The 24,349-nt window shown below is 64.7% G+C and carries 20 protein-coding genes; 16 read left to right on the forward strand and 4 right to left on the reverse strand.

Annotated elements, in window-relative coordinates; translation table 11 throughout:
* The first annotated feature begins 101 nt into the window (after window positions 1–101).
* From mdh to AC0L3K_RS31225, 9 genes are all read left to right on the forward strand, one after another.
* Window positions 102–1,070 (forward strand): malate dehydrogenase, encoded by a 969-nt coding sequence (gene mdh, locus AC0L3K_RS31185; RefSeq protein WP_007598869.1) that lies wholly within the window; start codon window positions 102–104, stop codon window positions 1,068–1,070.
* 217 nt (window positions 1,071–1,287) lie between these two features.
* A complete protein-coding gene (gene sucC, locus AC0L3K_RS31190) occupies window positions 1,288–2,484 on the forward strand; it encodes an ADP-forming succinate--CoA ligase subunit beta (RefSeq protein ID WP_473367503.1) in 1,197 nt (398 codons plus the stop codon).
* A 4-nt stretch (window positions 2,485–2,488) separates the two neighbouring features.
* Entirely contained in the window at window positions 2,489–2,968 is a 480-nt protein-coding gene (locus AC0L3K_RS31195; RefSeq protein ID WP_007598873.1) for a DUF1579 family protein, read from the forward strand.
* Between the two features lie 34 nt (window positions 2,969–3,002).
* Window positions 3,003–3,887, forward strand: coding sequence for a succinate--CoA ligase subunit alpha (sucD, locus tag AC0L3K_RS31200; RefSeq protein ID WP_007598874.1), 885 nt, complete (start codon window positions 3,003–3,005; stop codon window positions 3,885–3,887).
* A gap of 137 nt (window positions 3,888–4,024) precedes the next feature.
* Window positions 4,025–6,994 (forward strand): 2-oxoglutarate dehydrogenase E1 component, encoded by a 2,970-nt coding sequence (locus tag AC0L3K_RS31205; RefSeq protein ID WP_007598875.1) that lies wholly within the window; start codon window positions 4,025–4,027, stop codon window positions 6,992–6,994.
* A 182-nt stretch (window positions 6,995–7,176) separates the two neighbouring features.
* Window positions 7,177–8,421 carry a 2-oxoglutarate dehydrogenase complex dihydrolipoyllysine-residue succinyltransferase gene (gene odhB / locus AC0L3K_RS31210; protein ID WP_473255393.1) on the forward strand — a complete coding sequence of 415 codons (1,245 nt, stop codon included), beginning with the start codon at window positions 7,177–7,179 and terminating at the stop codon, window positions 8,419–8,421.
* Between the two features lie 52 nt (window positions 8,422–8,473).
* Complete coding sequence (locus tag AC0L3K_RS31215) at window positions 8,474–9,235, forward strand: SDR family oxidoreductase (protein ID WP_088941101.1); 762 nt, start codon at window positions 8,474–8,476, stop codon at window positions 9,233–9,235.
* A gap of 56 nt (window positions 9,236–9,291) precedes the next feature.
* Window positions 9,292–10,689, forward strand: coding sequence for a dihydrolipoyl dehydrogenase (lpdA, locus tag AC0L3K_RS31220; RefSeq protein ID WP_473367504.1), 1,398 nt, complete (start codon window positions 9,292–9,294; stop codon window positions 10,687–10,689).
* A gap of 33 nt (window positions 10,690–10,722) precedes the next feature.
* The gene (locus AC0L3K_RS31225; RefSeq protein ID WP_219681808.1) at window positions 10,723–11,253 is read left to right on the forward strand and encodes a hypothetical protein; all 531 of its coding nucleotides are present in this window, start codon (window positions 10,723–10,725) and stop codon (window positions 11,251–11,253) included.
* 119 nt (window positions 11,254–11,372) lie between these two features.
* Here AC0L3K_RS31225 and AC0L3K_RS31230 read toward each other — a convergent pair whose 3' ends face one another.
* Window positions 11,373–11,963, reverse strand: a complete 591-nt coding sequence (locus AC0L3K_RS31230; RefSeq protein ID WP_007598882.1) for a DUF4337 domain-containing protein — start codon at window positions 11,961–11,963, stop codon at window positions 11,373–11,375.
* Between the two features lie 100 nt (window positions 11,964–12,063).
* Complete coding sequence (locus tag AC0L3K_RS31235) at window positions 12,064–13,029, reverse strand: tyrosine recombinase XerC (RefSeq protein WP_219681807.1); 966 nt, start codon at window positions 13,027–13,029, stop codon at window positions 12,064–12,066.
* A gap of 111 nt (window positions 13,030–13,140) precedes the next feature.
* Here AC0L3K_RS31235 and AC0L3K_RS31240 point away from each other — a divergent pair, with 111 nt between their 5' ends.
* Complete coding sequence (locus AC0L3K_RS31240; RefSeq protein ID WP_354201507.1) at window positions 13,141–15,351, forward strand: primosomal protein N'; 2,211 nt, start codon at window positions 13,141–13,143, stop codon at window positions 15,349–15,351.
* Window positions 15,352–15,702: 351 nt separating this feature from the next.
* On the opposite strand, the gene AC0L3K_RS31245 is transcribed toward AC0L3K_RS31240, so the two are convergent.
* Entirely contained in the window at window positions 15,703–16,212 is a 510-nt protein-coding gene (locus AC0L3K_RS31245) for a septal ring lytic transglycosylase RlpA family protein (RefSeq protein ID WP_007598887.1), read from the reverse strand.
* A 647-nt stretch (window positions 16,213–16,859) separates the two neighbouring features.
* Here AC0L3K_RS31245 and AC0L3K_RS31250 point away from each other — a divergent pair.
* The 6 genes from AC0L3K_RS31250 to AC0L3K_RS31275 all read left to right on the forward strand — a co-directional run bounded on the left by AC0L3K_RS31250 (window position 16,860) and on the right by AC0L3K_RS31275 (window position 23,750).
* Window positions 16,860–17,420: a F0F1 ATP synthase subunit delta gene (locus AC0L3K_RS31250; protein ID WP_007598889.1), complete on the forward strand. Its 561-nt coding sequence runs from the start codon at window positions 16,860–16,862 to the stop codon at window positions 17,418–17,420.
* The gene (gene atpA, locus AC0L3K_RS31255; protein WP_007598893.1) at window positions 17,420–18,949 is read left to right on the forward strand and encodes a F0F1 ATP synthase subunit alpha; all 1,530 of its coding nucleotides are present in this window, start codon (window positions 17,420–17,422) and stop codon (window positions 18,947–18,949) included. The genes AC0L3K_RS31250 and atpA overlap by 1 nt, the downstream gene beginning before the upstream one ends.
* 153 nt (window positions 18,950–19,102) lie before the next feature.
* Window positions 19,103–19,978: a F0F1 ATP synthase subunit gamma gene (locus AC0L3K_RS31260; protein ID WP_007598895.1), complete on the forward strand. Its 876-nt coding sequence runs from the start codon at window positions 19,103–19,105 to the stop codon at window positions 19,976–19,978.
* 52 nt (window positions 19,979–20,030) lie between these two features.
* Entirely contained in the window at window positions 20,031–21,473 is a 1,443-nt protein-coding gene (gene atpD / locus AC0L3K_RS31265; RefSeq protein ID WP_007598896.1) for a F0F1 ATP synthase subunit beta, read from the forward strand.
* Between the two features lie 86 nt (window positions 21,474–21,559).
* On the forward strand, window positions 21,560–21,967 hold the full coding sequence (locus AC0L3K_RS31270; protein ID WP_007598897.1) for a F0F1 ATP synthase subunit epsilon: 408 nt from the start codon (window positions 21,560–21,562) through the stop codon (window positions 21,965–21,967).
* A gap of 151 nt (window positions 21,968–22,118) precedes the next feature.
* Window positions 22,119–23,750, forward strand: a complete 1,632-nt coding sequence (locus AC0L3K_RS31275) for an adenylate/guanylate cyclase domain-containing protein (RefSeq protein ID WP_473367505.1) — start codon at window positions 22,119–22,121, stop codon at window positions 23,748–23,750.
* Between the two features lie 77 nt (window positions 23,751–23,827).
* Here the strand turns inward: AC0L3K_RS31275 and AC0L3K_RS31280 are convergent, their stop codons facing one another.
* Window positions 23,828–24,328 carry an RNA pyrophosphohydrolase gene (locus tag AC0L3K_RS31280; RefSeq protein ID WP_007598899.1) on the reverse strand — a complete coding sequence of 167 codons (501 nt, stop codon included), beginning with the start codon at window positions 24,326–24,328 and terminating at the stop codon, window positions 23,828–23,830.
* Window positions 24,329–24,349: the final 21 nt, after the last annotated feature.

Here is a 24,349-nt window from a genome sequence, read left to right on the forward strand (position 1 = left end):
AGCCCGACAATTGGGCAACCCGTGACTTGAACGGGGGAGGCGAAAGGGATAACCACCCGTCTCAGTTTTCCCCTCCTTACGTGTCTAAAGGACAGGTTCACATGGCGCGCGACAAGATTGCTTTGATTGGCTCCGGTCAGATCGGCGGAACGCTGGCTCATCTCATCGGCCTGAAAGAGCTGGGCGACGTGGTGATGTTCGACATCGCCGAGGGCGTGCCGCAGGGCAAGGCGCTCGACATCGCGCAGTCCTCGCCGGTCGACGGCTTTGACGCGCACTACACCGGCGCCAACTCCTACGAGGCGCTCGACAACGCAAAAGTCTGCATCGTCACCGCCGGCGTGCCGCGCAAGCCCGGCATGAGCCGCGACGACCTCCTCTCGATCAACCTCAAGGTCATGGAACAGGTCGGCGCCGGCATCAAGAAATACGCCCCCGACGCTTTCGTCATCTGCATCACCAACCCGCTCGACGCGATGGTCTGGGCGCTGCAGAAGGCTAGCGGCCTGCCGCACAAGAAGGTCGTCGGCATGGCCGGCGTGCTGGATTCGTCGCGCTTCCGCTACTTCCTGGCCGACGAGTTCAACGTTTCGGTCGAAGACGTCACCGCCTTCGTGCTGGGCGGCCATGGCGACACCATGGTGCCGCTGGTAAAATACTCCACCGTCGCCGGCATCCCGCTGCCCGATCTCGTCAAGATGGGCTGGACCTCGCAGGCGCGCCTCGACGAGATCGTCGACCGTACCCGCAACGGCGGCGCCGAGATCGTCAACCTCCTCAAGACCGGCTCGGCCTTCTACGCGCCGGCGGCTTCCGCGATCGCGATGGCCGAGAGCTATCTGCGTGACAAGAAGCGCGTGCTGGCCTCGGCCGCCTACCTGAACGGCGAATACGGCGTGAAGGACATGTATGTCGGCGTGCCCGTCGTGATCGGCTCCAAGGGCGTTGAGCGCGTCGTCGAGATCGAGCTCGTCGGCAAGGATCGCGAAGCCTTCGACAAGTCGGTCGGCGCGGTGCAGGGTCTGGTTGATGCCTGCAAGAAGATCGCACCCGATCTTCTGGGCCGCTAAGGTCGAAACATTCCGCCGAAGATCGAAAACCGGTCTTCGGCGGTTTCATTTCCGGGGTCCGCCAAACCTTGTTTAAGGTTGGGGCGGGTCCTGGTCCGCAAGTCCAGAGATCGATGTCAGAGAATCCGGGTTGCAGTTCCTGTGGTATATGGTATGCCAGCCACAAGACTGAGGTGGGCCTACGAGGTCACCGCCCGCGGGTTCAGGGAGCGACCATATGAATATCCATGAATATCAGGCCAAAGCGCTGCTGAACGAGTTCGGCGTCGCGATCTCCAAGGGCGTTCCGGTCCTGAAGGCGGCCGATGCGGACGCGGCGGCAAAGGCACTCCCGGGCCCGGTCTGGGTTGTGAAGAGTCAGATCCACGCCGGCGGCCGCGGCAAGGGCAAGTTCAAGGAAGCCTCGGCCGGCGACAAGGGCGGCGTCCGCATCGCCAAGTCGGCCGCGGAGGTTTCCGAATTCGCCAAGCAGATGCTCGGCGCCACGCTCGTCACCATCCAGACCGGCCCCGCCGGCAAGCAGGTCAACCGCCTCTACATCGAGGACGGCTCCGACATCGACAAGGAATTCTACCTTTCGATCCTGGTCGACCGCGAGACCTCTCGCGTCTCGTTCGTGGTGTCGACCGATGGCGGCGTCAACATCGAGGACGTCGCGCATAACACGCCTGAGAAGATCGTGACCTTCTCGATCGATCCCGCGACCGGCATCATGGGCCATCACGGCCGCACCGTCGCGAACGCGCTGAAACTCTCCGGCGATCTCGCCAAGCAGGCCGAGAAGCTCACCGCGCAGCTCTACGCGGCGTTCGTCGCCAAGGACATGTCGATGCTGGAGATCAACCCGCTGGTCGTGACCAAGCAGGGCCAGCTCCGCGTGCTCGACGCCAAGGTGTCGTTCGACGACAATGCCCTGTTCCGTCATCCCGAGGTGCTCGCGCTGCGCGATGAGACCGAGGAAGACGCCAAGGAAATCGAAGCGTCGAAATACGACCTGAACTACGTCACCCTCGACGGCAATATCGGCTGCATGGTCAACGGCGCCGGCCTCGCGATGGCGACGATGGACATCATCAAGCTCTACGGCATGGCGCCGGCGAACTTCCTCGACGTCGGCGGCAGCGCCAGCAAGGAAAAGGTCGCGGCCGCCTTCAAGATCATCACAGCGGACCCGAACGTAAAGGGCATCCTGGTCAACATCTTCGGTGGCATCATGAAGTGCGACGTGATCGCCGAGGGCGTCACCGCTGCGGTGCGCGAGGTCGGTCTCAGCGTGCCGCTGGTGGTTCGCCTCGAAGGCACCAATGTCGAGCTGGGCAAGAAGATCATCCGTGAGTCCGGCCTGAATGTGGTGCCGGCCGACAATCTCGACGACGCCGCGCAGAAGATCGTGAAGGCCGTCAAGGGAGGCTGAGGCCATGACCCAGGACCATCTCGCTGCATCATCCCCGCTGCCGGAGCACGCGCGTCTTGCCGCGTTCGCCGGTGAATGGAATGGCGAAGAGGTGGTCTTTCCGTCGCGCTGGACGGAGGGCGGGACGGCGACCTCTCACGTCGTGGCCCACATGGATCTCAACGGCTTCTACCTGATCCAGGACTCGGTCCAGACCCGCGACGGCAAGCAGAGCTTCGCCACCCACGGCATCTTCACCTTCGACCGCGAAGACCGGACCTACAAATTGTTCTGGTACGATTCGCTCGGCTACACGCCGCCCTCGCCTGCCTCCGGCGGATGGGTCGGCAAGACCCTGACGCTTGTGCGCGGCTCGCTCCGCGGCAATGCGCGCCACGTCTATGAAATCATCGACGACGATTCCTATTCGTTGAAGATCCAGTTCTCGCCGGACGCGGAAGGCTGGGCCGACGTGCTCACCGGCGTCTACCGCCGCATCCACTGACCTCTCACTCGTTAGTTTCGCGAAAGCAGACCTCATGTCCATCCTGATCGACAAGAACACCAAGGTCATCTGCCAGGGCTTTACTGGCAAGAACGGCACCTTCCACTCGGAGGCTGCGATTGCCTATGGCACCAAGATGGTCGGCGGCACCTCGCCGGGCAAAGGCGGCGCGACGCATCTGGGCCTGCCGGTGTTCGACACCGTGCGCGAGGCGCGTGAGAAGACCGGCGCCGATGCGTCCGTGATCTACGTGCCGCCTCCGGGCGCGGCCGATGCGATTTGCGAGGCCATCGATGCCGAGATCCCGCTGATCGTCTGCATCACGGAAGGTATCCCGGTCATCGACATGGTCAGGGTGAAGCGTTCGCTGGCGGGCTCCAAGTCGCGCCTGATCGGGCCGAACTGCCCGGGCGTCATGACCGCCGGCGAGTGCAAGATCGGCATCATGCCGGCCAACATCTTCAAGACCGGCAGCGTCGGCATCGTCTCCCGCTCGGGGACCCTGACCTACGAAGCCGTGTTCCAGACCACCCAGGAAGGCCTCGGCCAGACCACCGCGGTCGGCATCGGCGGCGATCCGGTCAAGGGAACCGAGTTCATCGACGTGCTGGAAATGCTGCTCGGCGACCCCAAGACCGAGTCGATCATCATGATCGGCGAGATCGGCGGTTCCGCCGAGGAAGACGCCGCCCAGTTCCTCAAGGACGAGGCCAAGCGCGGCCGCCAGAAGCCGATGGTCGGTTTCATCGCCGGTGTCACAGCCCCTCCCGGCCGCCGCATGGGCCACGCCGGCGCGATCATTTCCGGAGGCAAGGGGGACGCCGGTTCCAAGACCGACGCGATGAAATCGGCTGGAATTACAGTGTCCCCGTCTCCCGCTCGGCTCGGGCACACGCTTGCCGAAAAATTGAAAGCCTGATTCACACCTTCGTAATTTTCCGGGCGAAGTTTCGCAGCAAATAGGGTAAATGGTGCCTGTCGCGCTGGTCCTCTGCCGGGGAGCCCAGCGCCAGCGCCGTTTGTTATGCGCGAACCGAAATCGCCAGGAACTCAAGTATGTCTCGCCAAGACGCGAACGCAGCCTTTGCCCTCTCCTCCTTTTTGCAGGGCACCAACGCCACCTACATCGACGAAATCTACGCCCGCTACGAGAAGGACCCGTCCTCGGTGGATGCCGAGTGGCAGGACTTCTTCAAGAGCCTCAACGACCAGCCGGGCGACATCAGCAAGAACGCCCAAGGCCCGTCCTGGGAGCGCGCCAATTGGCCGCTGACCCCGCAGGACGATCTGACCTCCGCGCTCGACGGCAATTGGGCGGAAGTCGAGAAGACGGTCGGCGCCAAGATCGCGGCCAAAGCGCAGGCCAAGGGTGGCGACAAGGGCGGCGGCCTCTCCTCCGCCGATTTGCTCCAGGCCACCCGCGACTCGGTCCGGGCCCTGATGCTGATCCGGTCCTACCGCATGCGCGGCCACTTCCACGCCAAGCTCGATCCGCTCGGCATCGAAGCCCAGCGCAATCGCGAAGAGCTCGATCCGCGGACCTACGGCTTCAGCGAAGCCGATTTCGACCGCAAGATCTTCCTCGACCATGTGCTCGGTCTCGAATACGCCAGCTTGCGCGAAATCACAGCGATCTGCGAGCGCACCTATTGCCAGACGCTCGGTGTCGAGTTCATGCACATCACCAACGCGGCGCAGAAGGCGTGGATTCAGGAGCGGATCGAGGGGCCGGACAAGGAAATCTCCTTCACCCGCGAAGGCCGCCGCGCCATCCTGATGAAGCTGGTCGAGGCCGAAGGCTTCGAGAAGTTCTGCGACACCAAGTTCACCGGCACCAAGCGCTTCGGCCTGGACGGTGCCGAATCGCTGATTCCCGCGCTCGAGCAGATCATCAAGCGTGGCGGCAATCTCGGCGTGAAAGAAGTCGTGCTGGGCATGCCGCATCGCGGCCGCCTCAACGTGCTGACCCAGGTGATGGGCAAGCCGCACCGCGCGCTGTTCCACGAGTTCAAGGGCGGTTCGGCCAATCCTGATGCGGTCGAAGGCTCGGGCGACGTCAAATATCACCTCGGCGCGTCCTCGGATCGCGAGTTCGACGGCAACCGCATCCATCTGTCGCTGACCGCCAACCCCTCGCATCTCGAGATCGTCGATCCCGTGGTGCTCGGAAAAGTCCGCGCCAAGCAGGACCAGCACGGCGATCCGCCGGATATGCGCATCTCGGTGATGCCGCTGCTGATGCATGGCGACGCCGCGTTCGCCGGCCAGGGCGTGGTCGCGGAATGTTTCGGCCTGTCGGACCTGAAGGGCTACCGCACCGGCGGATCCGTGCACTTCATCGTCAACAACCAGATCGGCTTCACCACCTATCCGCGTTATTCCCGTTCGTCGCCGTATCCGTCGGACGTGGCGAAGATGATCGACGCGCCGATCTTCCACGTCAACGGCGACGATCCGGAAGCCGTCGTGTTCGCGGCCAAGGTCGCGACCGAGTTCCGGCAGAAATTCCACAAGCCCGTCGTCATCGACATGTTCTGCTACCGCAGGCATGGCCATAACGAGGGCGACGAGCCGGCTTTCACCCAGCCGGTGATGTACAAGAAGATCGCGGCCCATCCGTCGACGCTCGAGCTCTACGCCCGCCGTCTCATCAGCGAAGGCGTGCTGACGGAGGGCGAGGTCGAGAAGGCCAAGGCCGACTGGCGCGCGCGGCTCGATGCCGAGCTCGAAGCCGGCTCCGGCTACAAGCCCAACAAGGCCGACTGGCTCGACGGCAAATGGGCCGGCTTCAAGATCGCGGATCAGGAAGAAGATGCGCGGCGTGGCGTCACCGGCGTCGACATCACCGCCCTGAAGGACATCGGTCGCAAGATTACCAAGGTGCCGGATGGTTTCCGCGTCCACCGCACCATCCAGCGCTTCCTCGAAAACCGCGCCAAGGCGATCGACGGCGGCACGGGCATCGACTGGGCGACCGGCGAGGCACTGGCGTTCTGCACGCTGCTCAACGAGAACCATCATGTCCGCCTGTCAGGGCAGGATTCGGAGCGCGGCACCTTCTCGCAGCGCCACTCGGTCCTGATCGACCAGGAAGACGAGAGCCGCTACACGCCGTTCAACCATCTCGGTCACGAGCAGGGCCATTACGAGGTCATCAACTCGCTGCTGTCGGAAGAAGCCGTGCTCGGCTTCGAATACGGCTACTCGCTCGCCGAGCCGAACACGTTGACTCTGTGGGAAGCGCAGTTCGGCGACTTCGCCAACGGCGCGCAGGTCGTGTTCGACCAGTTCATCTCCTCGGGTGAGCGCAAATGGCTGCGCATGTCCGGCCTCGTCTGCCTCCTGCCGCACGGCTATGAGGGCCAGGGACCGGAGCATTCCTCGGCGCGTCTGGAGCGTTATCTCCAGATGTGCGCGGAAGACAACATGCAGGTGGTCTATCCGACCACGCCGGCGAACTACTTCCACGTGCTGCGTAGGCAGCTCCATCGCGAGATCCGCAAGCCACTGATCGTGATGACGCCGAAGTCGCTGCTGCGTCACAAGCGGGCGGTGTCGCGCCTCGAGGAGCTCGCGAAGGGAACGACCTTCCACCGCATCCTGTATGACGACGCCCAGATGCTGCCGGGCGAAGCGGTCAAGCTCGTGCCCGACGAGAAGATCCGCCGCATCGTGCTCTGCTCGGGCAAGGTCTATTACGACCTCTACGAGGAGCGCGAGAAGCGTGGCATGGACGACATCTACCTGATGCGCGTCGAGCAGCTCTATCCGGTGCCGCTGAAGGCGCTGGTGGCCGAGCTGTCGCGCTTCAAGAAGGCCGAAGTCGTGTGGTGCCAGGAAGAGCCCCGCAACATGGGTGCCTGGCACTTCATCGAGCCCTATCTGGAATGGGTGCTGAACCAGGTGAACGGTGCGAGCCGGCGTCCGCGTTATGTCGGTCGCGCCGCCTCCGCTGCGACCGCCACGGGTCTGATGTCGAAGCATCAGGCGCAGCTGAAGGCGTTCCTGGACGAAGCATTGAGCTGAACTTTTTCGAGCTGCGTCATGCCCCGCCTTGTGTGCCATGGCGCACTGGAGCGGGGCATCCGGCAAACCGTGGCGTCCGTGGTGAATGCGAACGTTTCGGCTTGCTGGATGGCCTGCTTTTCGCCGGCCGATGACACCTGAAAATTCCCGACCGCATTGGCGATCTCCTTAAGGAAAAGACCATGACTGAAATTCGTGTGCCGACCCTCGGCGAATCCGTCACCGAGGCCACCATCGGCCGCTGGTTCAAGAAGGCCGGCGATCCCGTCGCCGTCGACGAGCCCTTGGTGGAGCTCGAGACCGACAAGGTCACCATCGAAGTCCCGGCGCCGTCCGCGGGCACGCTGAGCGAGATCATCGCCGCAGATGGCACGACCGTTGCGGTCGGTGCGCTGCTCGGGCAGATCACCGAGGGCACGGCCGGCGTCGCAAAGACGCCCGCCAAGCCGGCTGCCGCGCCCGCGCCTGCTCCCGCCGCGGCGGCTCCATCCGCCGCCCCGGCCGCGTCGAAAGCACCGCCGGCCGACTCGCCGCTCGCGCCATCCGTGCGAAAGCTCTCGGCCGAGACCGGCATCGACGCCTCGACCGTTCCCGGCTCCGGCAAGGACGGCCGTGTCACCAAGGGCGACATGCTCGCCGCAATCGAGCGTGCGGCCTCGGCGCCGACCCCGGTCAACCAGCCCGCCGCAGCGGTTCAGGTCCGCGCACCGTCGCCGGCCGATGACGCAGCCCGCGAAGAGCGCGTCAAGATGACCCGGCTGCGCCAGACCATCGCGCGCCGCCTCAAGGACGTGCAGAACACCGCCGCGATGCTCACGACCTTCAACGAGGTCGACATGACCAACGTCATGGCGCTGCGTGCGCACTACAAGGATGCGTTCGAGAAGAAGCATGGCTCGAAGCTCGGCTTCATGGGCTTCTTCACCAAGGCCGTCGTGCAGGGGCTGAAGGACATCCCGGCCGTCAACGCCGAGATCGACGGCACCGATCTGATCTACAAGAACTACTACCACATCGGCGTCGCCGTCGGCACCGACAAGGGCCTCGTCGTGCCCGTGGTGCGCGACTGCGACAACAAGTCGATCGCGGACATCGAGAAGGGCATCGCCGATTTCGGCCGCCGCGCCCGTGACGGCCAGCTCAAGATCGACGAGATGCAGGGCGGCACCTTCACCATCACGAACGGCGGCATCTACGGCTCGCTGATGTCGACCCCGATCCTGAACGCGCCGCAGTCGGGCATTCTCGGCATGCACAAGATCCAGGAGCGGCCGATGGTCGTCGGCGGCAAGATCGAGGTCCGCCCGATGATGTATCTGGCGCTGTCCTACGATCACCGCGTCATCGACGGCAAGGAAGCCGTGACCTTCCTTGTTCGCGTCAAGGAGAGCCTGGAAGATCCGGCGCGCCTGGTGCTCGATCTCTGATCGCTGATGCTCTGCGAGCGCCGTCGCCTTACGCGACGGCGCGTGTCGAACCATGGAGACGCGCGTGACGGATAAAGTCGTTGTCATCACCGGCGGCAGCCGCGGCATCGGGCGGGCGACCGCGATTGCGGCGGCCGCGCGCGGCTTTCGCGTCGTGGTCGGCTATGCCAGCAACAAGACCGCCGCCGACGAGGTGGTCGCCGAGATCGCGGCCAGCAACGGCAAGGCCATCGCGGTGAAATGCGACGTCGCCGAGGAAAGCGATATCCTGGCGCTGTTCAAGGCCGCGGACGCGTTCGGCACGCTCGGGGCGCTTGTCAACAATGGCGGTATTGTCGGGACCAGCGGCGTGCGCGTCGACGAGATGTCGGCCGAGCGCATCCAGCGCGTGATGGCGGTCAATGTCACCGGCTCCATCCTCTGCGCGCGCGAAGCGGTGAAGCGGATGTCGACCAGGCACGGCGGCCAGGGCGGCGTCATCGTCAATCTGTCGTCGGTTGCTGCCAAGCTCGGCGCGCCGAACACCTATGTCGACTATGCCGCGTCCAAGGGCGCGATCGATTCCTTCACCGTCGGCCTCGGCCATGAGGTTGCCGGCGAGGGCATTCGTGTCGCGGGCATCCGGCCCGGCCTGATCGACACCGAAATCCACGCTGCCGGCGGTGAGCCCGACCGCGCCCATCGTCTGGCCCATATGGTGCCTATGAAGCGCGTCGGTACTGCCGATGAAGTCGCCAATGCCATCGTCTGGCTGATGTCGGACGAGGCCTCCTACGTCACCTCAGCCATTCTCGATGTGTCCGGCGGACGCTGACGCGCCGCGCGGACGCTGACACATCCCTCAACGCTAAACTTACGGGACTTTCTCTCATGGCATACGATCTCGTCGTCATCGGCACCGGACCGGGCGGTTATGTCTGCGCGGTGCGTGCAGCGCAGCTCGGCATGAAAGTCGCCGTGGTGGAAAAGAACGCGACGCTCGGCGGCACCTGCCTCAATGTCGGCTGCATGCCGTCGAAGGCGCTGTTGCACGCCTCCGAAATGTACGAGGAGGCCGGGCATTCCTTCGCCAAGATGGGCGTCAGCGTTTCCGCGCCGAAGCTCGATTTGTCTGCGATGATGAACTTCAAGCAGCAGGGCATCGACGGCAACGTCAAGGGCGTCGAGTTCCTGATGAAGAAGAACAAGATCGACGTGCTCAAGGGCGCCGGCAAGATTCTCGGCACCGGCAAGGTCGAGATCTCCGCCGACGGCAAGTCGCAAGTGATCGAGACCAAGAGCATCGTGATCGCCACCGGCTCGGACATCGCGCGGCTCAAGGGCATCGAGATCGACGAGACGCGCATCGTGTCGTCGACCGGCGCGCTGTCGCTGGACAAGGTCCCCGGCAAGCTCTTGATCGTCGGCGCCGGCGTGATCGGCCTCGAGCTCGGCTCAGTGTGGAAGCGTCTCGGCGCCGAAGTCGTCGTCGTCGAATTCCTCGACCGCATCCTGCCCGGCATGGACGGGGAGATCGCCAAGCAATTCCAGCGCATCCTGGAGAAGCAGGGCTTTGCGTTCAAGCTGGGTGCCAAGGTCACGGGCGTGGACACCTCCGGCAAGGCGCTGAAGGCGACGGTCGAGCCCGCCGCCGGCGGCGCTGCCGAGACGCTGGAAGCCGATGTCGTTCTCGTCTGTATCGGCCGTGTGCCGTACACGGATGGGCTGGGCTTGAAGGAAGCCGGCGTTGCGCTCGACAATCGCGGCCGCGTGCAGATCGATCCGCACTTCGCCACCAGCGTGAAGGGCGTCTATGCCATCGGCGACGTCGTCGCGGGCCCGATGCTCGCGCACAAGGCCGAGGATGAAGGCGTCGCGGTTGCCGAGATCATCGCGGGGCAGGCCGGCCACGTGAACTACGATGTTATCCCAGGCGTGGTGTATACCACGCCGGAAGTATCCTCCGTCGGCAAGACCGAGGAGGAGCTGAAGCAGGCGGGCGTGGCTTATACGGTCGGAAAGTTTCCCTTTACCGCCAACGGCCGCTCCAAGGTCAACCAGACCACCGACGGCTTTGTGAAGATTCTCGCAGATGCGAAGACCGATCGCGTGCTCGGCGTGCACATTATCGGCATTGAGGCCGGCGAAATGATCCATGAGGCGGCCGTTCTCATGGAGTTTGGCGGCAGCGCGGAGGATCTCGCGCGCACCTGCCACGCGCACCCGACCCGCTCCGAGGCCATCAAGGAAGCCGCGCTTGCAGTCGGCAAGCGGGCCATCCATATGTAGGTGGCGCCCAGCGCCGAATCGGGCGGGAAACACATGCTACGCCGCCTGCTTCAACCGGTCTGGGTCCTGCTTGCGATCATCTTCCTGATCGAAGCCTGGCTGTGGGACCATCTCGAACCGATCGTCGCGCGGGTTGTCGCAATTGTCCCGCTCGCCCGGTTCAAGCAATGGCTGTCGGACCGCGTCGATGCGCTGTCGCCGGCGATGACGCTGATCGTGTTCGCCGTGCCCATCATCCCGCTGTTTCCGCTCAAGCTGGTCGGCCTGTGGCTGCTCACGCACGAATACTGGACCAGCGCGGTCTTCACCATCGTGTTCGCAAAGCTGCTCGGGGTCGGTGTCACCGCCTTCGTGTTCGACGTGACGCGCGACAAGCTGATGGAGATGCACTGGTTCGAGCGGCTTTATGATCTGGTGCTGAAGCTGCGTGCCAAGGCCGCCGAGCTGGTCGATCCGGTCAAGCGGCGCATCAAGGAGCTGATCGCCGGCAACGGCGAAGGCTGGTCCTCACGAACCCTCCGCCTGATCCAGCGTTTTCGCAAGAGCGTGCACGAAGCGCGTTGAGCGTCGACGCAATGAGCGTCGACGCAATGAGCGTCGCGTAGCCCGGATGAGCAAAGCGATATCCGGGATTCCTTATTGTGGCTCCCCGCATGTCGCTGCGCTCATGCGGGTTACGAGCCTCAATGCAGATGCAGCAGATGCGGCGACCATGCGCCGAGCACGGTCATTCCAAGTCCGGCAAGCGACAGCAGGCCCGCGATCCAGGCGAGCGGTAGCATGCCGGTGATGATCGTCGCCGAGGCCAGGACGATGCCGATCTGGAAGGCGGCGGACGCCAGCTCGAAGTGATGATATTTCGCAGTCGCCTCGTCGCGTTCATGCTCGGCGTGCTTGGCCTTTTCGGCCAGCTGCTCGGTGCCTTCGCCGGTCTCGGGCTCGGAGCGGTAGCGCTGCGCGGTCTTCTGCCAGTCCTCGATCTGCTTCTGCACGGCCACCTTGTTGGCCTCGTCGCTCGCCGCGCCGAGGATGAGCTTGCCCTGGTCGGCCATGGTCTGCACCACGGTGCGGCGGATGCTCTTGGCCTGGAAGAAGGCCCAGAGGTTGGAGGCCTCGACGTTCTTGCTGATCGATTCGGTCTGGGCGCCCTTGCCGAGCGTCTCGGAGATCGCCAGGAACAGCGCCAGGACCGCGATCAGGAGCGCGATCTTCTTGTTCGAGCCGGACGCGTGTTCGGCGTGCTCGGCATGCTCCATGCTTTCATGTGCGCTCATAAATTCCTCCTGGCTCGGTTCCCCACGATTGACCGAACCGCGGGCGCCGCGCAAGAGGCATGCGCGCCGCGAGGCTTGCTATGACAGCTTCATGTCAGCATCAGCGCCGCGGATGCGCGCTGGCATAGACTTCCAGCAGCCGCTCGGCATCGATGCCGGTATAGATCTGCGTGGTCGAGAGCGAGGCATGGCCGAGCAATTCCTGGATCGCGCGCAAATCGCCGCCGCGCGACAACAGATGCGTGGCGAAGGAATGCCGGAGCGCGTGCGGCGTGGCGCTGTCGGGCAGGCCGAGCGCGCCGCGCAGCCGCTCCATCGCGAGCTGGATGATGCGCGGGCTCAACGGCCCGCCGCGTGCGCCGACGAAGATCGGGCCTTCGGCCGGCAGCGGATACGGGCACATCGCGACATACTCCTGCACGAGCGCGAGCACGTTCTGGAGCACCGGCACCATGCGGGTCTTGTTGCCTTTGCCTGTCACGATCAGCACGTCGCCTTCACCGGGACGCGGCACCTCGCGGCGCGTCAGCCCCAGCGCTTCGGAGATGCGCAGGCCCGAGCCGTAGAGGAGTGCCATCACCGCGGCATCGCGCGCCAAAATCCAGGTCTCGCGATCCTCGCCGGCGCGCTCGTCGGCGTCCGCAAGACGTTTGGCCGACGCCATCGGCAGCGGCTTTGGCAGGCTCTTTGCGACTTTCGGCGCGCGGATCGCCGAGAGTGCGCCGACCTTGCCCTTGCCTTCGCGTTCGAGGAAGCGGCCAAACGAGCGCAGGCCCGCGAGTGCGCGCATCAGCGAGCGCCCGGCAATATCATCGGCGCGGCGCATCGCCATGAAGGCCCTGATATCGGTGGCTTCCAGCGCGGCGAAACGCTTCAGCGTCACCCGCTCGCCCCAATGGCCGCAGAGGAAATTCAGGCACTGCCGCAAATCGCGGCCATAGGCCTCGAGCGTCTTCGGCGACAGCCGTCGCTCCGCGCCGAGATGCGACAGCCAGCGCGTCATCTCCTGCGCGATGTCAGGATCGGCGCTGGCGAGCTCGATCTGTGGGGCGGCCGCTTTGCTCATGCGCTCTGGACGTGGTGATTCCACTCAGTATATCGCATCACACTCGTTTATCGTTCGCTAAGGCCGCCTCAGGGCGCTAGCCTTGAAGCCCCCGGGTTCCGATTCCCCTCCATGGACCACACGTCGCGCAGCAACGCCGTCTCCGCCAACGCGACCCGCATGGTCGACGTGCTGGTGCCGGTCGCGCTCGACCAGACCTATTCGTACAAGGTGCCGCGTGGGATGGAGCTGAAGGCGGGCGACATTATTGGCGTGCCGCTCGGCCCGCGCGAGGTGCTGGCCGTGGTTTGGGCCGAAAACGCCAATCCGGATCCGCGCCTGCACAACCGCCTCAAGGAGGTCAGCGAAAAGCTCGACATCCCGCCGCTGAAGCCCGAGCTGCGTGCAGTCGTGGACTGGATCGCCAATTACACCCTGAGCCCGCGCGGCATGGTGCTGCGCATGTGCCTGCGGATGGGCGAGAACCTCGGCCCCGAGCGGGTGCGCGCCGGCGTGCGCCTGACCGGCGATCTCCCGCGGCGACTGACGCCGGCGCGGCAGCGCCTGATCGAGGTGCTGTCGGACCGGCTGCTGCACGGCAAGTCCGAGGCGGCCAAGGAGGCCGGCGTTTCGGCCGGCGTGATCGACGGCCTCGTCGACGAAGGCACGCTCACGGTCGAGCCGATGCCGCCGCCTCCACCGCCGCCGGCGCCCGATCCGGATTTCAGCCGGCCGGATTTTTCGCCGCTCCAGCGCGCCGGAGTCGATGCGATGCGCGCGCTCGCGGCCAACGGCAGCTTTCACGTCGCGCTGCTCGACGGTGTCACCGGCTCGGGCAAGACCGAGGTTTACTTCGAAGCCGTGGCCGAGGCGATCCGCCGCGGAAAACAGTCGCTGATCCTGATGCCGGAGATCGCGCTCACCGGCCAGTTTCTCGATCGCTTCGCGCAGCGTTTTGGCGTGCGTCCCTTGGAATGGCATTCCGAGCTGACGCCGCGCACCCGCGCACGCAACTGGGCGGCGATCTCCGAGGGCAGCGCGCCGGTCGTGGTCGGCGCGCGCTCGGCGCTGTTTCTGCCCTACGCCAATCTCGGCCTCATCGTGGTCGATGAAGAGCACGACCAGGCCTACAAGCAGGACGAGGGCGTGCATTATCACGCCCGCGACATGGCGGTGGTGCGCGCGCATATCGCGAAGGTTCCGATCGTGCTGGCATCGGCGACGCCGTCGGTCGAGTCCGAGGTCAATGCGCGCAAGAACCGCTATCAGCGCATCGCGCTGCCGTCACGCTTCGGCGGCCAGCACATGCCGCATATCGAGGCCATCGACATGCGCCGCGAGCCGCCGGCGCGCGGCCGCTTCATCTCGCCGCGGCTGGCGTCCGAGATCAGGACCGCGATCGAGCGGCGCGAGCAGGCGCTATTGTTTCTCAATCGCCGCGGCTATGCGCCGTTGACGCTGTGCCGCGCCTGCGGCCATCGCTTTGCCTGCACCATCTGCGACGCCTGGCTGGTCGATCACCGCTTCCGCCAGCGCCTCGTCTGTCACCATTGCGGCTTCTCGATGCCGCGTCCGCAAACCTGCCCGCATTGCGCGGCGGAGGAATCGCTGGTCGCGGTCGGGCCCGGCGTCGAGCGCTTGCAGGAAGAGGCGGCCGCGCTGTTCCCGGAGGCGCGCACCATGGTGCTGTCGAGCGATCTCATCACCTCGATCGAGACGATGCGCTCCGAGCTGAATGACATTGCGGAGGGCCGCGTCGACGTCATCATCGGCACCCAGCTCGTCGCCAAGGGCCACAATTTCCCGCGGCTCAATCTTGTCGGCGTGGTCGATGCGGATCTCGGCCTGTCCAATGGCGATCCGCGCGCCTCCGAGCGCACCTGGCAATTGCTCAACCAGGTGATCGGCCGCGCCGGGCGCGAGCAGGGCCGCGGCGTCGGCTATCTCCAGACCCACCAGCCCGACCATCCCGTGATGAAGGCGCTGATCGCCTGCGACCGTGAAGCGTTCTACGACAGCGAGATCGATTTGCGCGAACGCACGCTGTATCCGCCGTTCGGGCGGCTCGCGAGCCTGATCATTTCCGCCGGCGACCGGCCGAGCGCCGAAGGCTTCGGCCGCCACCTCGTTGCGCTCGCGCCGCGCGACGAGCGGGTGGTGGTGCTGGGCCCAGCGGAAGCCCCGCTCGCCGTCATCAAGGGCCGCTACCGCTTCCGCATCCTGGTGAAATCGGCGCGCGGCTTCGACCTGTCGGATTATCTGCGCAACTGGCTTGCCGTATGCCCGAAGCCGAAGGGCAATCAAAAGCTCGAGGTCGACGTCGATCCGCAGAGCTTTTTGTAGCCGCTGTCATTCCGGGGCGCGACGAAGTCGCGAACCCGGAATCCATTCATCCACCGACCCTGCTGTTCGATGGATTCCGGGCTCGCGCTGCGCGCGCCCCGGAATGACGAAGCCCCCCCGCCCCCCACACCGCGGGGGTGGTTTACCCCGGGGGCCGGGTTTGGGGACCCCTACCCCCCCCCCCCCCCCCCCCCCCCCCCCCCGCGGGCCCCCCCCCCCCCCCCCCCCCCGAAAGACATCCCCCCCCCCCCCGCGGTGGGCCTGGCCCCCGGGCGGCGGGCGGCGCGCCCCCGGAATGCACGAAGCCCGCCGTCCCCCAAGACGGCGGGCTTGTTTCACGCGTCGCGCGCTTTAGGAGACGACTTCCGCGGTGACGCGGCCGACGCCGGCGCCGGTGAGGCCGATAGCGCGGGCAGCGCCCGTGGAGAGGTCGAGGACACGGCCGCGAACGAACGGGCCACGGTCGTTGATGGTGACGATGACGCTGGAGCCGCCATGGGTGACCCGCAGCTTGGTGCCGAACGGCAGCGAACGGTGCGCCGCGGTCATGGCGTTCTGGTTGAAGCGCTGGCCCGAGGCAGTCCTGCTGCCGGACTCGTTCCCGTAAAAGGAAGCCATGCCGGAGAAGGCACGTCCGGTGCCCTGCGACGGCGTCATCGACGCATTGGCGTTACGCCAATCGGAGGACGTGTTGGCATCGTTCTGGGCCTGGTGGCGGTGATGATGGTGGGAATACCGATGGTGATGCCGGGATTTGGCGGAAGCTTCGGTGGCAGTTCCCCCGATGAGAAGAGTCGCGGCAACAAAAGCGATCGCCGTACGCGGCCGGGTCACTGAGCCCAGCGTCTTCAAACAAAGCATATATTGGTCCCTAAGCTAGTATTGCCACATATGTGGCAAGTGGAGCCCCCGTAAGTTTGCGAGCGGGACCGCGTTTCGATTCCTAATGAGGCGTGAATTGGGCAGTAAATCCGTTCTGTGTCGCCGTGTAATATCTTGTTACCGGCGGAGATATTCAGCCGACATTCCGTAATATTGGAATTTAACGATTCGTTAACCTCTAAATTACTCGCGAATACTGTAAAACGAAGTCATCGCTTTCCGCATTTAGAATTCGGAAAGTATTCGGCGAGTGAAGCTGGATGCGCCGGAATCACGCCTCAGCGATCCGTGTTCATGGCCGCTATGCGCTGAGGGCAGGAACCAATGGCCGGCATCGGCTCGGGGGTGGGCTTAGGGGCTGTGGCAATTCCGCGGCATGGCAGGTCGTCGTCGCCGTCGTCGTGGAGTGCGACGAACTGGCGACAGAACGTCATGCCTTTAATTTGGCGTCATGTTGCACGTGCGCGCCTGCTATGTTAGCAAAGCCGCGATTTTAACGAGCCCGGCACTTCCGTGCGGGGTCGAAAATCGAAGTCCCGCTTGAATTCCAAGGGCTTGGATCGCTAGGCGCCGCTTTGTGGCGACGGTTTTTCCCTTGCGAGTTTGACAGCAAAAAGAGCACGTCTGTGGCTGCAGAAGATACGTCCGTTTCCGGTGTGTCGGGCCGTTATGCAACGGCCTTGTTTGAACTGGCCCGCGACCAGAAAGTGGTCGACGAGGTCAAAGCCGATCTCGAAAAATTCGAGGGCATGCTGAACGAAAGCGCCGATCTGAAGCGCCTCGTCCGCAGCCCTGTGTTCGCGGCCGATGCCCAGTCCAGGGCCCTCTCGGCCGTTTTGGACAAGGCGGGCATCGCCGGCATCTCCGCCAATTTCCTGAAAGTGCTGACCGCCAACCGCCGCCTGTTCGCGGTGGCTGACGTCATCCGCGCCTATCGCGCCCTGGTCGCCAGGTTCAAGGGCGAGGCGACGGCCGACGTCACCGTGGCGGAGGCGCTCTCGGACAAGAATCTCGACGCCCTCAAGGTTGCCCTGAAGTCGGTGACCGGCAAGGACGTCGCGCTCAACGTGAAGATCGATCCCTCGATCATCGGTGGCCTCGTGGTCAAGCTTGGCAGCCGGATGATCGATAGCTCGCTTCGCACCAAACTCAATTCGATCAAGCACGCGATGAAAGAGGCAGGCTGATGGACATCCGCGCCGCGGAAATTTCCGCGATCCTCAAGGACCAGATCAAGAATTTCGGCCAGGAAGCTGAAGTCTCCGAAGTCGGACAGGTGCTGTCCGTCGGCGACGGTATCGCCCGCGTTTACGGTCTGGATAACGTCCAGGCCGGTGAAATGGTCGAGTTCGAGAACGGCACCCGCGGCATGGCGCTGAACCTCGAAACCGACAACGTCGGTATCGTCATTTTCGGCGCCGACCGCGAGATCAAGGAAGGTCAGACCGTCAAGCGCACCCGCGCCATCGTGGACGCGCCGGTCGGCAAGGGCCTGCTCGGCCGCGTCGTCGACGCGCTCGGCAACCCCATCGACGGCAAGGGCCCGATCCAGGCCGACAAGCGCATGCGCGTCGACGTCAAGGCGCCCGGCATCATTCCGCGCAAATCGGTGAACGAGCCGATGGCGACCGGCCTCAAGGCGATCGACGCCCTGATCCCGATCGGCCGCGGCCAGCGCGAGCTGATCATCGGCGACCGTCAGACCGGCAAGACCGCGATCGCGCTCGACACCATTCTCAACCAGAAGCCGCTCAACGCGCAGCCGGACGAGAACATCAAGCTGTATTGCGTCTACGTCGCGATCGGCCAGAAGCGCTCGACCGTTGCCCAGTTCGTGAAGGTGCTGGAAGAGCAGGGCGCGCTCGAATATTCGATCATCGTCGCCGCCACCGCGTCGGATCCGGCACCGATGCAGTACATCGCGCCGTTCACCGGCTGCACCATGGGCGAGTACTTCCGCGACAACGGCATGCACGCCGTCATCATCTATGACGATTTGTCCAAGCAGGCCGTCGCCTACCGCCAGATGTCGCTCCTGCTGCGCCGCCCGCCGGGCCGCGAAGCCTATCCGGGCGACGTGTTCTATCTGCATTCCCGCCTGCTCGAGCGCGCGGCGAAGCTGAACAAGGACCAGGGCTCGGGCTCGCTGACGGCGCTGCCGGTCATCGAAACCCAGGCCAACGACGTGTCGGCCTACATTCCGACCAACGTCATCTCGATCACCGACGGCCAGATCTTCCTCGAAACCGACCTGTTCTTCCAGGGCATCCGCCCCGCGGTGAACGTCGGTCTGTCGGTGTCGCGCGTCGGCTCCTCGGCGCAGACCAAGGCCACCAAGAAGGTCGCCGGCAAGATCAAGGGCGAGCTGGCGCAGTACCGCGAAATGGCGGCGTTCGCGCAGTTCGGCTCCGACCTCGACGCCTCGACCCAGCGCCTGCTCAACCGCGGCTCGCGTCTCACCGAGCTCCTGAAGCAGCCGCAGTTCGCGCCGCTGAAGATGGAAGAGCAGGTCTGCGTGATCTGGGCCGGCACCAACGGCTATCTCGATCCGCTTCCGGTCAACAAGGTGCGCGCGTTCGAGGACGGTCTGTTGTCGCTGCTGCGCGGCAAGAACGTCGATATCCTCAACGCGATCCGCGATAGCCGCGATCTCTCCGACGACAGTGCCGCCAAGCTGAAGTCGGTGGTCGAAGGTTTCGCCAAGAGCTTCGCATAAGAGAACGGTCGCAAGGCCGGGCTTCGTGTCCCGGCCTTCCGTGCCTCACTGCATGGAAACGAAGACGTGGATGCCCGGGACACGCCCGGGCATGACGACTGGGATAGGCTAGCGGCTTGATCCAAGGGGTCGAACCGCCGGGGTGAACGAAGAATGGCGTCACTTAAAGACATGCGCGTCCGCATCGCCTCCACCAAGGCGACGCAGAAGATCACCAAGGCCATGCAGATGGTCGCGGCGTCCCGGTTGCGCCGCGCCCAGCAGGCGGCCGAGGCGGCGCGGCCCTATGCCGACAAGATGAGCGCGGTGATCTCCAACATCGCCAGCGCTGCCGCCGGTTCGCCCGGCGCTCCGGTGCTGCTGGGCGGCACCGGCAAGGATCAGGTTCACCTGCTGCTGGTCTGCACCGGCGAGCGTGGTCTGTCCGGCGCCTTCAACTCCTCGATCGTGCGTCTCGCGCGCGAGCGCGCCCAGGCGCTGATCGCGCAGGGCAAGGAAGTCAAATTCTTCTGCGTCGGTCGCAAGGGCTACGAGCAGCTCCGCCGCCTGTACGACAAGCAGATCATCGAGCACCTCGACCTGCGCGGCGTTCGTCAGCTCGGCTTCCTCAACGCCGAGGACATCGCCAAGAAGGTCCTGGCCCGCTTCGACAACGGCGAATTCGACGTCTGCACGCTGTTCTACGCGCAGTTCAAGTCGGTGATCGCCCAGGTCCCGACCGCGCAGCAGATCATTCCGTTGACCGTGGAAGAAAAGGCGGCGAACGCGCCGTCGACGTCCTACGACTACGAGCCGGAGGAAGACGAACTCCTCTCCGGCCTGTTGCCGCGGAATATCGCGGTGCAGATTTTCCGCGCGCTGCTGGAAAACAACGCCTCGTTCTACGGCGCGCAGATGAGCTCGATGGACAACGCCACCCGCAACGCGGGCGAAATGATCCGCAAGCAAACCCAGATCTACAACCGAACCCGTCAAGCCCAGATCACCAAGGAGCTGATCGAGATCATCTCCGGCGCCGAGGCGGTCTGACGCACGAACCAAACGACGGTCGTTCAAGTAAAGAATTTCGAAGGAGAGCTTCATGGCTACAGCAGCTACCCAGGTCGGTCGTGTCACCCAGGTCATGGGCGCCGTCGTCGACGTTCAGTTCGAAGGCCATCTGCCGGCCATTCTGAATTCGTTGGAAACCAGGAACGGCAACATCCGCCTCGTGCTGGAAGTTGCGCAGCATCTCGGTGAGTCTACCGTGCGCACGATCGCGATGGACGTGACCGAAGGTCTGGTCCGCGGCCAGGAAGTGACCGACACCGGTCAGCCGATCTCGGTTCCCGTCGGCGCGGGCACGCTCGGCCGCATCATGAACGTGATCGGCGAGCCGATCGACGAAGCCGGCCCGATCCAGTCCGAAGGCATGCGCGCCATCCACCAGGAAGCGCCGAGCTACACCGACCAGTCGACCGAAGCTGAAATTCTCGTCACAGGCATCAAGGTCGTCGACTTGCTCGCGCCCTACGCCAAGGGCGGCAAGATCGGCCTGTTCGGCGGCGCCGGCGTCGGCAAGACCGTGCTGATTCAGGAGCTGATCAACAACGTCGCGAAGGCCCACGGTGGTTACTCCGTGTTCGCCGGCGTCGGTGAGCGTACCCGCGAGGGCAACGACCTCTATCACGAGTTCATCGAGTCCAAGGTCAACGCCGATCCGCACAATCCGGATCCGAGCGTCAAGTCGAAGTGCGCGCTGGTGTTCGGCCAGATGAACGAGCCGCCCGGCGCCCGCGCCCGAGTCGGCCTCACCGGTCTGACCGTCGCCGAGCACTTCCGCGACCAGGGCCAGGACGTGCTGTTCTTCGTCGACAACATCTTCCGCTTCACCCAGGCCGGTTCTGAAGTGTCGGCGCTGCTCGGTCGTATCCCGAGCGCCGTGGGTTACCAGCCGACGCTTGCCACCGACATGGGCGCGCTGCAGGAGCGCATCACCACCACGCAGAAGGGTTCGATCACTTCGGTGCAGGCCATTTACGTTCCGGCCGACGACTTGACCGACCCGGCGCCCGCGACCTCGTTCGCGCATTTGGACGCCACCACGGTGTTGAACCGCGCGATCTCGGAAAAGGGCATCTATCCGGCGGTGGACCCGCTCGACTCGACTTCGCGCATGCTCTCGCCGCTCGTCGTCGGCCAGGAGCACTACGACACCGCGCGTCAGGTCCAGCAGGTGCTGCAGCGCTACAAGTCGCTGCAGGACATCATCGCCATTCTCGGCATGGACGAGCTTTCGGAAGAGGACAAGCTGACGGTGGCCCGCGCCCGCAAGATCGAGCGCTTCCTGTCGCAGCCGTTCCACGTCGCCGAAATCTTCACCGGCTCGCCCGGCAAGTTCGTCGACCTCGCGGACACCATCAAGGGCTTCCGCGGCCTCTGCGAAGGCAAGTACGATCACCTGCCGGAAGCCGCCTTCTACATGGTCGGCACCATCGAAGAGGCGATCGAGAAGGGCAAGAAGCTGGCGGCCGAGGCGGCCTAAGCTGCGAAGGGCGAGCAGGGAGTAGCGAATAGTCGCGCTGCTCCCGCTCCATTCGCAATTCGCTACTCACCATTCGCAGGTTTCCAATGGCCACCTTCCACTTCGATCTCGTCTCGCCGGAAAAGCTCGCCTTCTCGGGCGAGGTCGACCAGGTCGATATCCCCGGCGTCGAAGGTGATTTCGGCGTGCTGGCGGGACACGCTCCGGTCGTGGCCGCGATCCGGCCCGGCATTCTCACCGTCACCACCGGCGGCAAGCACGAGAAGATCATCGTGCTCGGCGGTATCGCCGAAGTTTCCGACAAGGGCCTGACGGTACTCGCCGACGTCGCGACCTCGCTGGCCGAGCTCGATCGCGCCCAGTTCGCCGCGACTATCTCGGAGATGGAAGAGGGATTGAAGGAGCACGAAGGCAACGAGCTCGATCAAGCCATCGCGCGGCTCGACCATTTCAAGAGCATCCAGCAGCAGCTCAGCAGCACGGCTATGCACTAAGCCCCGGTGCATCGCGCCGGGGCCCGAACTGAAAATTCCTGAATAAGTTCAGCGCTCGTCACGGAAGTGGCGGGCGCTGAAACTTTGTTGCACCGCGCCGCCGATCGCGCCATTCTGCGCTCGCGAACTTTGTTCCGGGGGCCGGCCGCAAATGAAACGCAAGATCGCAGCGATTTTCGCAGCCGATATTGCCGGCTATTCACGACTGGTCGCGGAAGACGAAGAGGAGACGCTGCGGCGTCTCGCCTCCTATCGCGAGGTTGTCGACGATTTCATTGCCAAGGCGGGCGGACGCATCTTCAACACTGCGGGTGACGCCGTGCTCGCGGAATTTCCAAGCGCAGTCGATGCGGTGCGCTGCGCGATCGACATTCAGGAATCCCTGCGAACCCGCAACATGGCCTATCCGCCAAGCCGGCAGATGTCGTTCCGCATCGGCATCACCATCGGCGACGTGGTCGAGCGCGATGGCGATCTGCTCGGTGACGGCGTCAACATCGCCGCCCGGCTCGAGGGCCTCGCCGAGGTCGGCGGCATCTGCGTCTCTCGCGCCGTGCACGAGCAGGTCGCCAACAAGCTGTCGGTGCAGTTCGCCGATATCGGCGCGCAGGAGGTCAAGAACATCCCGACGCCGGTGCACGCCTACATGGTGGCAATGCGGCGCGGGGACGGCAGCTACGCGACGCCGCAGATCAAGAAGGTGGCGAAGGCTGCGGCCGCGCCGAACTGGATGTGGCCGCTGGTGGTCGGTGTCGTCTCCGTCGTCGCCATCGGCGTCGGTGGCTTCCTCTATTTCACCAAGCTCGAGACCACCAGGGCGCCGGCGGTTGCAGCGATTGCGCCAAGCTCTGCATCAAGTCCGATGCCCAGCGCGGCTGCGGCAGCAGCGCCAAGCCCGTCAGCCACCATGGCAGCGAAAGCGCCGATGCCCATGCCGGCACCATCGGCTTCACCGATGGCCGGCAAGTTTCCCGCCGACAGCGTCCCCTTTATCAACGAGCGCATCCGCAACTACCTGGCTGGCGACTATTCCGCTGCCGGCAACTACAAGGCGTTCGCGCTCAATGTCGGCGGGTTCACCGGCGCGTCGTTGAATCAGCCGAACGAGGAAGCCGCGCGCAACGCCGCACTCGATCAGTGTCAGAAGCGCGCCGATGCCGCGCAGTCGCCGCGGCGCTGCGAGCTCTATGCGGTCGGCAACAACATTGTCTACACGCACGGCAAGCCGCCGATGCCGCCGCAACCGTTCATCCGGCATGATGCCATGACCGAGCGTGCCTTTGCCTCCAAAGACTTTCCGATGGTGCGCGATCCCGCGAAAGTCCGCCTCGAGAACATGTTCGTGCCCGCTGCAAAATCCCGCGCGGTCGCGCTCGGCCCGGGCGGTCAATATTTCATGGTGATGGGCGCATCATCCGCCGACGATGCCGCGCGGCGTTCGCTGGAATCGTGCGGCGCGATCGCCGGCGTCGCTTGCCTGGTCGTTGCGGTCGACGAGAATTTCGTCGTGCCGATCCCGACCCTGCTGAGGATCACCGGCTTCTTCCACGCGGCGTCCAACGCCTCGATCGTCGCAGATGCGCGCGACGAGGTCGTGCGCAAGCTCGCCGACGGCATGGGCTGGAACGCCGTCGCGGTCGGCACCGCGGGCCGGCCGGGCCTCGGCCTCAAGGCCGCGGACGAGCAGACCGCCGTCAATTCCGCGCTCGCCGACTGCGCCAAGCGCGACAGCGACTGCCACGTCATCGCGATCGGCCCGTTCACGGTGGGACCGATCAATTAGGCTCGCGCAAATTTCCGGCGAAAGTTCTCTAATGATTTCAACCCCGTTCTACTGTGCATGGGGTTGTTTTCGCGTTTTTAGTTGGCGAAGGGCGCAAACTGCTGCGCCACTGCGCTGTAGACGTGGCGGCGGAACGGCACCACGACATCGGGGACGCGGTCGAGCCGCTCCCAGCGCCAGGCGTCGAACTCGGCGGGCTGCCCGTTGCGCGGCGTCAGCGGATCGATCTCGTCATCCTTGCCGGTGAAGCGCAGCGCGAACCATTTCTGGCGCTGACCGCGGAATTTCGCCAGCCGATGCGTCTGCGGCCCGTCATAGGGCGGAAATTCGTAAGTCAGCCAGTCGGTCTCGCCGAGATAGGTTGCGCTCTTGACGCTGGTCTCTTCCCAGAGCTCGCGCAGCGCGGCATCGCGCAAATCCTCGCCCTCGTCGACGCCGCCCTGCGGCATCTGCCAGTCGAGGCCCGGCAGGATGATCTCGGGTCCGTCGCCCTTGAAGCGGTGCCCGATCAGCACGCGGCCATCGGCGTTGAACAGCGCGATTCCGACATTGGGACGGTAAGGCTTTTCATGGGTCACGCGTGGATCTCTCGTCGTCAT

The sequence above is a fragment of the Bradyrhizobium sp. MI1.10 genome (assembly GCF_055811035.1).

Coding starts and splice junctions, on each gene's coding strand:
- mdh (WP_007598869.1), top strand. CDS start 102: ATGGCGCGCGACAAGATTGCTTTGATTGGCTCCGGTCAGATCGGCGGA.
- sucC (WP_473367503.1), top strand. CDS start 1,288: ATGAATATCCATGAATATCAGGCCAAAGCGCTGCTGAACGAGTTCGGC.
- AC0L3K_RS31195 (WP_007598873.1), top strand. CDS start 2,489: ATGACCCAGGACCATCTCGCTGCATCATCCCCGCTGCCGGAGCACGCG.
- sucD (WP_007598874.1), top strand. CDS start 3,003: ATGTCCATCCTGATCGACAAGAACACCAAGGTCATCTGCCAGGGCTTT.
- AC0L3K_RS31205 (WP_007598875.1), top strand. CDS start 4,025: ATGTCTCGCCAAGACGCGAACGCAGCCTTTGCCCTCTCCTCCTTTTTG.
- odhB (WP_473255393.1), top strand. CDS start 7,177: ATGACTGAAATTCGTGTGCCGACCCTCGGCGAATCCGTCACCGAGGCC.
- AC0L3K_RS31215 (WP_088941101.1), top strand. CDS start 8,474: ATGGAGACGCGCGTGACGGATAAAGTCGTTGTCATCACCGGCGGCAGC.
- lpdA (WP_473367504.1), top strand. CDS start 9,292: ATGGCATACGATCTCGTCGTCATCGGCACCGGACCGGGCGGTTATGTC.
- AC0L3K_RS31225 (WP_219681808.1), top strand. CDS start 10,723: ATGCTACGCCGCCTGCTTCAACCGGTCTGGGTCCTGCTTGCGATCATC.
- AC0L3K_RS31230 (WP_007598882.1), bottom strand. CDS start 11,963: ATGAGCGCACATGAAAGCATGGAGCATGCCGAGCACGCCGAACACGCG.
- AC0L3K_RS31235 (WP_219681807.1), bottom strand. CDS start 13,029: ATGAGCAAAGCGGCCGCCCCACAGATCGAGCTCGCCAGCGCCGATCCT.
- AC0L3K_RS31240 (WP_354201507.1), top strand. CDS start 13,141: ATGGACCACACGTCGCGCAGCAACGCCGTCTCCGCCAACGCGACCCGC.
- AC0L3K_RS31245 (WP_007598887.1), bottom strand. CDS start 16,212: ATGCTTTGTTTGAAGACGCTGGGCTCAGTGACCCGGCCGCGTACGGCG.
- atpA (WP_007598893.1), top strand. CDS start 17,420: ATGGACATCCGCGCCGCGGAAATTTCCGCGATCCTCAAGGACCAGATC.
- AC0L3K_RS31260 (WP_007598895.1), top strand. CDS start 19,103: ATGGCGTCACTTAAAGACATGCGCGTCCGCATCGCCTCCACCAAGGCG.
- atpD (WP_007598896.1), top strand. CDS start 20,031: ATGGCTACAGCAGCTACCCAGGTCGGTCGTGTCACCCAGGTCATGGGC.
- AC0L3K_RS31270 (WP_007598897.1), top strand. CDS start 21,560: ATGGCCACCTTCCACTTCGATCTCGTCTCGCCGGAAAAGCTCGCCTTC.
- AC0L3K_RS31275 (WP_473367505.1), top strand. CDS start 22,119: ATGAAACGCAAGATCGCAGCGATTTTCGCAGCCGATATTGCCGGCTAT.